At 48.1% G+C, this 11,023-nt stretch carries 9 protein-coding genes and 2 pseudogenes; 1 reads left to right on the forward strand and 10 read right to left on the reverse strand.

Annotated elements, in window-relative coordinates:
• Nucleotides 1–310, reverse strand: a 310-nt coding sequence (locus tag DXA05_RS24975) for a GTP-binding protein (RefSeq protein ID WP_128859751.1), incomplete at its 3' end; no start/stop codon positions are given.
• 325 nt (nucleotides 311–635) lie between these two features.
• Between DXA05_RS24975 and DXA05_RS24980 the strand changes: the two genes are divergently transcribed.
• Entirely contained in the window at nucleotides 636–1,925 is a 1,290-nt protein-coding gene (locus DXA05_RS24980; protein ID WP_005814044.1) for an IS1380-like element IS612 family transposase, read from the forward strand.
• A 134-nt stretch (nucleotides 1,926–2,059) separates the two neighbouring features.
• Here the strand turns inward: DXA05_RS24980 and DXA05_RS28205 are convergent, their stop codons facing one another.
• The 9 genes and pseudogenes from DXA05_RS28205 to traM form a co-directional block, all read right to left on the reverse strand.
• On the reverse strand, nucleotides 2,060–2,464 hold the full coding sequence (locus DXA05_RS28205) for a hypothetical protein (RefSeq protein WP_311776579.1): 405 nt from the start codon (nucleotides 2,462–2,464) through the stop codon (nucleotides 2,060–2,062).
• A gap of 505 nt (nucleotides 2,465–2,969) precedes the next feature.
• Complete coding sequence (locus DXA05_RS24995) at nucleotides 2,970–4,178, reverse strand: putative resistance-associated DNA invertase (protein ID WP_005816149.1); 1,209 nt, start codon at nucleotides 4,176–4,178, stop codon at nucleotides 2,970–2,972.
• A gap of 88 nt (nucleotides 4,179–4,266) precedes the next feature.
• Nucleotides 4,267–4,764, reverse strand: a complete 498-nt coding sequence (locus DXA05_RS25000) for a hypothetical protein (protein ID WP_005816141.1) — start codon at nucleotides 4,762–4,764, stop codon at nucleotides 4,267–4,269.
• A 53-nt stretch (nucleotides 4,765–4,817) separates the two neighbouring features.
• A complete protein-coding gene (locus DXA05_RS25005; protein WP_005816140.1) occupies nucleotides 4,818–7,007 on the reverse strand; it encodes a type IV secretory system conjugative DNA transfer family protein in 2,190 nt (729 codons plus the stop codon).
• Nucleotides 7,008–7,087: 80 nt separating this feature from the next.
• A complete protein-coding gene (locus tag DXA05_RS25010; RefSeq protein ID WP_005816138.1) occupies nucleotides 7,088–7,996 on the reverse strand; it encodes a fimbrillin family protein in 909 nt (302 codons plus the stop codon).
• 66 nt (nucleotides 7,997–8,062) lie between these two features.
• Nucleotides 8,063–8,716: a hypothetical protein gene (locus tag DXA05_RS25015; protein ID WP_005816136.1), complete on the reverse strand. Its 654-nt coding sequence runs from the start codon at nucleotides 8,714–8,716 to the stop codon at nucleotides 8,063–8,065.
• A gap of 8 nt (nucleotides 8,717–8,724) precedes the next feature.
• Nucleotides 8,725–9,268 (reverse strand): annotated as a pseudogene (locus DXA05_RS25020) (hypothetical protein).
• Nucleotides 9,268–10,113, reverse strand: coding sequence for a conjugative transposon protein TraN (traN, locus tag DXA05_RS25025; protein WP_005816133.1), 846 nt, complete (start codon nucleotides 10,111–10,113; stop codon nucleotides 9,268–9,270). The pseudogene DXA05_RS25020 and the gene traN overlap by 1 nt, the downstream one beginning before the upstream one ends.
• A gap of 69 nt (nucleotides 10,114–10,182) precedes the next feature.
• Nucleotides 10,183–11,023 (reverse strand): annotated as a pseudogene (gene traM / locus DXA05_RS25030) (conjugative transposon protein TraM); the annotation flags it as partial.

An 11,023-nucleotide genomic window follows, 5' to 3' on the forward strand; every position in this document is an offset into this window, starting at 1 on the left:
CTTCCTTTGCGGATAAGATGAGGACTGCTCCATCAAGCATTTTGAATGTCCGCTCCACTTCCGCAATAAAATCCATGTGTCCCGGAGTGTCAATGATATTGCATTTCACCCCGTTCCAGATAATAGATGTCGTAGAAGCCCGGACAGTAATTCCTCTACGTTTCTCTATATCCATAGAGTCTGTTATGGTGTCACCATTATCCACACGGCCGCACTTTTCCGTTGCTCCACTGGCAAACAGCAGATTCTCGGTTACGGAAGTTTTTCCTGCATCAATGTGAGCAAGAATTCCTAAATTTATAATATTCATTTGGATTAAGCAATAATATACTACATTAGATGCGTTGTCGAAACGCACCTTTTAATACCTCCTCGTAGCATGTGAGAACTACAGGATTACTAACTCGTATTAATATGTATATTATTACTGCCGCATAATGATTACAAAATTACACAAAAAAAATATATCTAACAAAAGTTGGAGGATTTTTTAACTTTCCTTAATTCCGCAACACTATAATTTAACTTTATTTATAAGTTCCTGAGCAACAAAAAAGTTGCCCAGGATTTTGCATGTCAGAATTTTCACTTATCTTAGTGTTGCAAAAAGAAAACAAGCAAAACTCTAATATGACATGGCAAAAATACAAATTAAATCTGAGAAACTCACACCTTTTGGAGGAATTTTTTCAATCATGGAGAAATTTGACTCCATGCTTTCACCCGTTATCGACTCAACACTGGGTCAGAGATGCAGCAGTATCTTCGGATATCAGTTCAGCGAGATAGTCCGTTCGCTGATGAGCGTTTATTTCTGTGGCGGCTCATGCGTGGAAGATGTAACGTCACAACTGATGCGCCATCTCTCGTATCATCCTACCCTTCGTACATGCAGCTCTGATACCATCCTCAGAGCCATCAAGGAACTGACACAGGAAAACATCTCCTATACTTCCGACCAAGGCAAGACCTATGATTTCAATACTGCAGACAAACTCAACACATTGCTTATAAACGCTTTGGTTTCTACAGGCGAGTTGAAGGAAATTGAGGAATACGATGTTGACTTTGACCATCAGTTCCTTGAAACGGAGAAGTATGATGCAAAACCGACCTACAAAAAGTTCCTCGGCTACAGGCCTGGCGTATATGTTATCGGTGACAAGATAGTCTATATCGAGAACAGCGATGGTAACACGAATGTGCGTTTTCATCAGGCAGACACCCATAAGAGATTCTTCGCTCTTCTGGAATCCCAGAACATCCGTGTAAATCGCTTCAGGGCAGACTGCGGTTCCTGCTCGAAGGAAATCGTCAGTGAGATAGAGAAGCATTGCAAACATTTCTACATCCGTGCCAACCGATGCAGTTCGCTCTACAATGACATCTTTGCTCTGAGAGGATGGAAGACGGAGGAGATTAACGGCATCCAGTTCGAACTCAATTCCATTCTCGTTGAGAAATGGGAAGGCAAGTGCTATCGTCTTGTCATCCAGAGACAAAGACGCAACAGTGGCGACCTTGACCTGTGGGAAGGCGAATACACTTACCGTTGTATTCTGACCAACGATTACAAGTCATCGACAAGGGACATTGTTGAATTCTACAATCTGCGTGGCGGCAAGGAACGTATCTTTGACGACATGAACAACGGATTCGGTTGGAGCAGGCTCCCCAAGTCATTCATGGCGGAGAATACTGTCTTTCTTCTGCTTACTGCATTGATACACAATTTCTACAAGACCATCATGAGCAGGCTTGACACCAAGGCTTTTGGGCTCAAGAAAACGAGTCGCATAAAGGCTTTTGTCTTCAGATTCATCTCCGTACCTGCCAAGTGGATCATGACAGCAAGGCAATACGTGCTGAATATCTATACTGAAAACCGCGCTTATGCAAAACCCTTCAAAACAGAATTCGGATAAGAATCCTTTCTTTCCGGTTAGAATCTGCGTATTACCTCAAGTCGCATCGTGGGGTAAGGGGATGGTGGCTACATATTGATGTTGTGCTGTTGCTTTTTACTGAAAGCTGCTACTAACGATTCATAAATCTACCCTTAATCGTGTATTGAATGATAGTTGCGGATTTTAGGGTCATCTTTTTTCAGACTCACCGCATAGCGCAGCATGTCTTTCGGGGAATACTGCATATATGCCCATGCCGCCTCTCTGGAACAAAGGCGGTCTCCGGCAAAGCAATTCACACGCGGATGGGAAAGATACTCCAACAACCCTTCGGCATCCTTCTGTTTGAAATTTCGAATGATAATTCGTTCGGTTTCGATATATATTTCCTTGAAAAAGACTTTCTTGCCCTTGACAGTGCGAAGGACTTTCTGCTTGGGTATGAAATACTCTAAGCCATACGTTTCATTAGAGAGCCGATCTTCGGCAGTATTCTCGTTCTTGTAGGCCCGCATGACATACCACAGTATCTTATCCTTGTCCAATACATTCACCATACTGTTTTGACATGTGTTTTTCGAGAAAAGAACGTACTCATGGTTCATCCCGATATGCGTATCGGTCTGTATATCAGCAACTTTCTATGTGTTTCAACTACAATAGTCATCTATTCTCATCTTTCTGAGTCCACCCCCTGCAAAGCCCCTCTTTACGACATAAAAATTCGGTCGGAAAAGGTATGCAAAAGATGTTTCTCTCTTTAAGAGAAATATCGTTTTGCTAAACAGTTGATATTGAGGTATCATTTTATCGTAAAAGACATATTTGCTCAACAATTGCTTGACGGAAATCAACAAATTTTAGCATTTTTGTAAAAAAGTCGCTATATAATTTGGTGAATTGGAGTTATTTTCATATTTTTGCATCCCGAAGAGTTTCTCTTAAAGAGAGAAACACCTTTTTGCTCAACAATCCCCGACTTTTTTATTATAGTTGCGGTATCACACCGCAATACAATAGTTATAAATATTGAAATAAAGGTGCAGTGAGACGCTGCACCTCCTAAAGAGAATTGATGATGAGATTGTTGGCGTTGTCAACGACAGAGGTGTCCAATGAGGAGAGGTATATCTGTGTGGTTTTCTCGGAGTCATGCCCCAATGCCTCGCTGATAGTAGATACGGGCACGTTCTTGCTCTTGGCTATGCTTGCCCAGGAGTGGCGGGCTACGTAGGTGGTCAGGGGTACGGACAGGCCTATCATTTCTCCGATTTTCTTCAACTGCTTGGTGATACGGCTATAGGCATTCTTGTACTGTCTCCAGAATATGGCTCCCTCTCCTTTTGCTATAGGGAGCAGGTAGGGAGAATCATCTGTTTTGTACTTCGCCACTATCTCCTGCATGGCAGGTTCCCATTTGATGTGCAACTGTTGTGAGGTCTTCTGACGGCGGTAAATGAGCGTACTGCCATGCAGATTGCTTGGTGTAAGTTGTGCCATATCGATGAACGACATCCCACGGGTATAGAAACTGAACAGGAACATATCCCTTGCAAGCTCCAAACGGGGGTTCAGACTCAAGTCCAGCTCTTTCAGTTGCTTGATGATTTCCAAGGGGAGTGCCCGCTTGACGGTCTTGTCGATGCCGGTATATACATGCTTGAACGGTGAGGAAGAGATGACCAGTCCGTCATCTACGGCATGATTGTAGATGGTGCGCAGGTTGCGGATGTAGAAAGAGGTGGTGTTGCGGCACAGTCCGCTGTCTTTCAGCCACTGTTCATAGCCTTGTATCGTTGTCCCATCGACTTCCTCCAATGGCACATCGCCTCCTTTCAGGTAACGCTGGAGGCTGTTGAGGGTGGTTTTGTACCTTGCTACCATCCGCTTCTTGCCGATGCGTCTCAGTTTTTCGTTCAACTCCAGCGTATAGCCGATAATGCCATGTAATTCTTTTCCCTCATGGAAGTTGTCAACGACGGTGTCTGCTGTATATGACTGCCCTTCCTTGTCCAACCGTGCAATGACCAACAGCAGTTTCTTCCTGTCAGCATCCAATGTATCTTTCAAGGAAAGAAGATAGGCTTGACGTTGTGGAGTGACGGAAGTTGGCAAAATGATGTTTGAATGGTCCGCATCCCACTCTGAGGAATAGATTCTGTACTCTGTATGGATCTGACGTGCCACACGATTGTGTATCACCTGATAATACAGGCGACCCTCTTTCTCTTGAACAGATGATGTTCTGAACTTTAATTTGATGGATGCCATAATGCTCTGACTTTAACATTGAAATTGCAATTATTACCTTTATATATAATATAAGTGACAGACAAACAGGTATAGGAGGGATGGTGCCTCACCGCTCGGCATACAACAGCTGATATTCCACCCACCTCCGTTTCCTAATGGATGCCACTGCTTTTCCCCTCCATTTGCAATAGCTCAGATAGAGTGGCAGGATGTCCCTGTCGCCACGTTCCAATCGGGTGAGCAGGGACGCTTTCGGGTATCGTCCATTGCCTAACAACTTGGCTGGTCCAATCTGGTACGAGAGGGTGGCAAGCAGATAAGCATCCCTGCCATAACGGGCATATAGGCGCAGGTGCCGGAGGAGGTCTGTCCGTAACAGCAAATCTGCACGCTGACGTGTCAGTGTTTTCGGGAAACGCTCTCCCTTCTGTAGCTGGTGACCATAGCCCACATAGCCCGGTGTGGTCTTTGGGTCGTGCCAACCCTCGAAGTGTTTGGTAATGGCTACCATCCGTTCAAACAGTGCCCTGTCAATGGTTTGGCTTTGACAGGGCACGCTACAGATGGCCAACATGCTCAATAGTACGATGATGTATCTTCTCATTACATTATTTTATATAGGAGGTGCGATGTCTCACCGCACTCTAATCAATATCACTACATCATAGTGCGGAACTGCTGAATCTCTTTAATCATGGCTTTCACGTCCTCCCCAACCTGAACGAAGTTCTTGTAGAGGATGCGCTCTCGCTCTTCTTTCGACTTGAACTTATAGAACTTAGGGAGAGGGACATACTCCGATTCCTCCTTCTTTATTTCCGTCATATCGAAGTCGGTCTTGCAGTAGAACTTGGATGTCTTGAACTCCTCGCTCTCCTGGATGTTCATGCTTCCGTTCATCCCGGTCTTGGTGACTACGAAGTCACGGGCGGTCTGTCCACATATCCAACCTGTGGGCATATCGGAGATTTTGCTTGCAGGCACCAGGCTGTCCATATTCTCATTGAGGTTGATGGAGGTCTTGTCACGGTCGATGGTCACGCCCTTTTTGAGTTGCACTACTTTACCGAAGATGTCACTCGACAGCCATTCGAGGGTTTCCTTGGCTCTTGCCGAACCGCTCACCACATTGCCCACGGTGGTGATGATTTTCTGCATACCCACCTTGCCATAATCGGCTTCCAACTGCGGAAGTTCCTGAAAGCCAAGTGCCACGCTCACCTTGTTGCTTCGGGCTGTGCCTATCAGTCGGTCTATCTTGTGGAAATACAAGGTCGGCAACTCATCGACGATGATGCTGACAGGAACGTTCTTGCCCTGTCCTGTATTCACCCTCGTTACAAGGCGGTTGAGAATCAAGGCATTCAGTGCACCGATGATGCTCTCCATCTCGGGGTCGTTGGCAATGAGCAGATAACTTGGATTCTTCGGGTCACTGACCTTCAGGTCGAAGTCATCGCCGTCCTTGTGGAATATCCAGTAAGATTCCTTGGTGGCGAGACGGGAGGTATAGACACGTAGCGTGCCAATCATACCTTCCAACTGCTCCATGGCTTTGTTGGCAAAGGCAGTCTGGAACGGGCCAAGCAAGGGGGCTACCTCGTTGTCGGTCTGAAGTACCTCGAAGATGGTCTGATAACTCTCATTGAGGAACGATAGGATATGTGGCATGTCGCTGTACTTGCCCAACCAATAAGCGGGCTGCACCTCCGCGCCCGAATGGTCGAACACCCGTCCTGTGGGTATCAGCCTTTTCGTCTTTGGGTCTTCACGCCGCTCGGCAATCAGCATCTTTCCGTCCTTGTCGTAGGGCTCCTTGCCGTAGTTGCAGAAGAAATAGATGCAGGCGGCAAGGAAGTTGACGGCAGAGGTCTGGAAGAACTGGTCGCTGCCACCGCCGCCTTCCTTCTTGCCTTTTTGCAGGGATTCAAGCAGGGTCTCGGCGGTCTCGCTCGCTGCGGCAAGGTTGTTGATGTACTTCAACTGGATGGGGTTCACACGGCGCGAATACTCCACATCCACAAAGTTGATGATGTTGAACTTCATGCCATGGGGCATCTTGCTGTCCTTGGCATTCTTGTTCTTCAAGTAATGATAGTAGAGTTTGGTGGCGAGAGTGGGAAACTTATAGTCGTACACCACCATGGCAAAGCCCTTCTCGCTGTGCTGCCTGATAAACGGCTCGATGATGGAGAAGGTCTTACCAGAACCAGGAGTACCCACAACCCATGTGCCACGGAACGGATTGACGATGTTCACCCATCCCTTGCGGAACTTGCCCTTGTAATAATAGCGCATAGGGATGTTCACGCTGTACTTGTTCTCCTGCAACTCCCTGCATTGCTCAAAGCTCTCATTCTCGAAGTTGAAGCGGTCTTTCAGCAGCCCTTCCTTCAGGAACTTAGAGATATTGTCGAGGGCGATATGCACCAATACGACACCGACGATGGAAGTGAGCATATAGAGCCAAGTGTTCAAACGGAGGGTATAGAAACAGGGCATTATCGAATGACCGAACAGCCATACGGACTGCACAATCAGCAGCACTCCCGACAGCAGCGGATAGAGCACCTGCCTGCGAGCGTCAAACTCCAGATGCTTCTTGTTGCGCGTTCCCACACAGGTGATACATATCAGCAGGAACGTAGCCACCTTGCTATACACGAGGTTGCCGTCATGGTAAATCATCCACCGCTTGATGCGAGTGTGGATATCCGTCACTACGCCGCCCAAGAAGTCCAACTGCTCCGGCTCCAGTGCGTAGGCGAAGAACTCCATCAGGATGGAGACATAAATCACCGCCCTGAATATCTTGTAAAAACCCTGTAACTCTTTGCTTTCTTCCATTTACTTTACGATGATGTTGGGTGATAATGAGAAAAGATGAAGGATGCCACGGTGGACACCCTCCAATCCTCTTATGAGTTTTATTCGTAGCCGTTGATGGTCTTCTCAGACTCTACTGTCCACGGAGAAATAGTTGCAGATATGACCTCCAAGGTGTTGCGTACAGGCTTCAATGAATAGCTGTAGGAATGACCCGCTTTCCACGTGTCGTTTGTGAGGAATACGAAGTTCTCCCCATTGCTGAGTTGCAATGTCATGTCTGGCATAACCTGTGCAGGAACATAAAGCGTATATTCCATGTGGTCACTTTGTGGGTCGCCGAAATAATAGGTCGTCACCGACTCGTCACTGCATTCTACCTTTCCGGTCTTGATGTTGAAAGTACCGCTGTCAAAATAACCGACGAACGTGAGTAGGCTTCCTGCAAAATCATTGGTGGTGAAACCGTATTCTGGTGAGGTATAGACCTTGATGATGACACGCACCATCTGATGGGTGAAGTTCAATGTAAGGCTCGGATTGGCGTATGATGCCGCTCCACTGGCAAACAGAAAATCATTGACCTTCTGCTCACTCTGTACAGCTGCCTCCGGCACTTGGAACTCTATGAGGTCGTTGGTAGGATTTGCCGTATAGGGATAGTAGGCATTGAAGGTGTGAGTGTCTGTGTCCGTGAAAAACACCTTGTTGGCTGACACAAACTGATTCGTGCCGCCGCTTCGGGTGAACTTCATATTGTTGATCATCCCTGTGGAAGAGATGCCAATCATATCATTGAGTTCCCACTGGTTGTCAACGGCTCGTGTGGAAACGGCAGGTTGCAGCATCTCCAGATTGGTGAATACCTGAAGCTGCTTGGTTGATGTGCTGTCGGTCACGACCACAGAACCTCCGCCACCGGGCAGGTAAATCTCATTGACGATGTCTTGGTCACAGGACGTGAGGAGCATGGCTCCAAGTCCCAACATTAGAAACAAATTCTTTTTCATGCTTTTTCTTTTTTAATTGTTGTACTTTGATGATGATACGGGTGATACTCGATGTCTGTATATGGGCTAATCCATAATCGTGATGATGGGTCTCGCCTTATGCGGCTGCCACTTGGGAGTCTCCTGTATGGCACCGCTTCCCAGTGAGTAAAGCCATGCCTTGGCGGTCGCTTGTCCTTCTACCTCCGTTGAAGTCCAATACCAACAGTCATCATCCTCATCGGGGATAGGTGTGCCGCCGCATTTCAGGATGTATGGGTTGATGATGTCCTTGGCATGATAGAGCAGACGCATCTGTGCCACACTGGGGATATAGGCACTTTGCCCGTAACGCCACATGTCGAAGACACGCTCAGCCAAAGGCGACTTCACATCGGTCGTGCCATAAAGGGCAAAAGTGTTCTTGTTGCCGTCGTAGGCGGTGAGGTCACAGGATGTGTCCTGTTCCACACCGATACTGTCAGCAAAGGCTTCGGGAGCGATGTCCCACAGATAGACGGCATATCCGTTTCCCTCCATTTCTTCCCTCTGATTGACGTTGAACACCACTGCAATGGCTTGCTTGCACGATTGCTCGTAGGTTTCGTAGGGCATCACCTTGCCGTCAGTGGTCAAGATATGGGTGACCTTCATGGCTGTGTCGGGAAAGTCCTGATGCTCGTCACAGGCAGTCAGCAACACCGTTGCCGCAACTGCCAAGATTGAAAACAGTTTCTTCATACGCATAGTCATTTTACAGGAAGTTTCACACCCAGGACAATACCCGTTCTGAACAGGTCTTCACCCTTGATCATCACATCGGTCTTCACCTGCCAGAAGAGCTTCCAGCCGTGTCTGAGTGTATAGTTTTGCTCATAGCCGAGGTGGATGCCACCCAAGAACCTGTCAGTATCGCTACCTGCCGATGCTCCTATGCGCATGTTGCCATGGTGGTTGCGTCCTCTTGCCACACAGGCTTATAGCAAAGCCGAAACCATAACTGCGGTAGTTGTTCCAAAAACTCTCAGGACAGACATGACCGCACGATGCGCACTCGTTCCACTTGATATATCCGTTTGCAAAATACTCCCACGCATTGTGGTACTTCGTCTCATACTCGTAGGACAGCGTCACGTCCAGTCCTCGCTCATACAGGCATCCGAACCCCAAGGATATGCGGTCGCTATTCTGCTGCGCCATTGCCGGAGTCATGCTTGCCATAAAACAGATGACAACGAGTAAGGTATGCACAAGCCAATTCCTCACTCCTAATTCCTCATTCCTAATTCTCATTATTCCTCCTCCAACAGTATATGGTTAAACGAATCGGCAGACAGCACATCCTCATAGTCGATGCTGAGCGAGATGGTGCGTCCACTTATCTGTTTTTCCGACAGCTCGATGGTCAGCACCTTGTCGTTGGGGAAGGTCATCTTCTTCACCACAATCACGTTGCGATAGCCATACTTGAAGGTCTTCGCATCGTCCAACACAAGAGATGGGGTCAGTTCCACTATCTGCGCATTGGTAGCCTTGCTCTGCTTCTTGTCCGATAGTTTGATGCGCATCTCGTCGATGTCGAAGCGGATGTTGGTCTTGTTCTCCACGGAGAAGTCGATGAAGAAATATTCGCCCACGCTGTAGATGTTGTTCAGGCGCATTACCATGCGGTGCATCTTCGTCGCCACGTTGCGGTATTTGGCAGACGATGACCATATCTGACGTGCATACTTGGTCATGTCGGCAGTGGACAGGCTTACAGCGGGATTGTTGTAGGCATTGCGCTCCGAGCATTCTATTTCCTTATCGGTTACTGCCTCCTGCATCCTCGTGGTATAGAGCAGTGCATACTGCGTGCGGTAGCGTTCCGTCACGATTGTCACTATCGCCAACACCTCACCGTCGGCATACACGTTGTCCTTCGGCTTCAGGCGGATGGTGTTGTTGATGGGTTGGTCGCCCACCACCTTGTCTGTGGATATATCGACAAAGCGGATGGGTTCGGAGGCGGTGATGACGGTGGTCACTTGGTCGTTGACCGTCAGCTGCTCCATCTCCATGTAGGTGGTCTGCGCCTTGGCTGAAAGCACGCTCAGCGAAAGCAATGCACAGACATTCATTTTCTGAAAACAATTCATATTAGTTGATTTTTTGATGTTTATACTCTATGAGCCACCGTTCCCGACAATTCCGTTGTCGGGCAGTGTCTATTTCCTTTTCTCTTTCCCATTTACAAGGTAAACAAACGTCCCATACTTCAGCTTCACTTTGTTCTTCTTGATAGCCTTGCTGATGGCATTGCTTGTCTTCTGGTAGGCATTGGTCACGGCTTGCATTCCCCATTGCGAGAAACTGTTGTTCGCTCCACTCTGGTCGATGTTCATGTTGCTCTGCATAGCACCGCTCGCCACATCTTTCGTGGTCTCACGGAACTGGCTGCCGGGGACATACAGTCCCTCCAGTCCGTCCGTGTCATAAAGCGAAAGCGAAACCTTTATCAGCTCGTCATCCACAAGGATGGAGTTGATGCTACCCTTCACTCGCTGCGAACCGAAACCGCTCATGGTGGCATAGAGGTACGACCCTTTCTTCACCATGGTCTCACCAATCTCAATATCGTCCACAGTCTCAGCCGCACCCTCGACCCGTCCGTAGCCTTCACGTCCTCGTCAATGATGGCCTTGATGAGCTTTGGCTCATGCTCGTTCTGCGTCAGGGTGTTGAAATAGTCCGAAGTCACCTTCACCTTCTTCACCACCTCCTGTGCCTTGTCCTCCTCGTCCAGTGCCTTCACCGCCTTGCTGTCCTCGGCAATCTGACCTTTCACCTCAATCTGCTCCTTGGGAGGCCCAGCCTGTGTGGTATCCTGGGCCACGGGGGCAACTGCCGCCTGTCCTCTCAGCCTCGCTTCGGCGAGTGCCTTGTTGAGTGCTTCGAGTGCTTCCGCTTCTCGCGCCTTGGCATCGGCCACTTCGGCTGCATCGTCCTTCTCTTCTGCCTGACGGACGAGTTCCGCAAGGTCTTCTTCTGTGTACTTGGATTCATACG

The organism is Bacteroides sp. AM54-2NS, assembly GCF_003602935.1.
Classification (GTDB): Bacteria; Bacteroidota; Bacteroidia; order Bacteroidales; family Bacteroidaceae; genus Bacteroides; species Bacteroides xylanisolvens.

Excerpts from the sequence above, each read along its gene's own strand:
- DXA05_RS24980 (WP_005814044.1), top strand. The coding sequence starts at position 636 with ATGGCAAAAATACAAATTAAATCTGAGAAACTCACACCTTTTGGAGGA.
- DXA05_RS28205 (WP_311776579.1), bottom strand. The coding sequence starts at position 2,464 with ATGGTGAATGTATTGGACAAGGATAAGATACTGTGGTATGTCATGCGG.
- DXA05_RS24995 (WP_005816149.1), bottom strand. The coding sequence starts at position 4,178 with ATGGCATCCATCAAATTAAAGTTCAGAACATCATCTGTTCAAGAGAAA.
- DXA05_RS25000 (WP_005816141.1), bottom strand. The coding sequence starts at position 4,764 with ATGAGAAGATACATCATCGTACTATTGAGCATGTTGGCCATCTGTAGC.
- DXA05_RS25005 (WP_005816140.1), bottom strand. The coding sequence starts at position 7,007 with ATGGAAGAAAGCAAAGAGTTACAGGGTTTTTACAAGATATTCAGGGCG.
- DXA05_RS25010 (WP_005816138.1), bottom strand. The coding sequence starts at position 7,996 with ATGAAAAAGAATTTGTTTCTAATGTTGGGACTTGGAGCCATGCTCCTC.
- DXA05_RS25015 (WP_005816136.1), bottom strand. The coding sequence starts at position 8,716 with ATGAAGAAACTGTTTTCAATCTTGGCAGTTGCGGCAACGGTGTTGCTG.
- traN (WP_005816133.1), bottom strand. The coding sequence starts at position 10,113 with ATGAATTGTTTTCAGAAAATGAATGTCTGTGCATTGCTTTCGCTGAGC.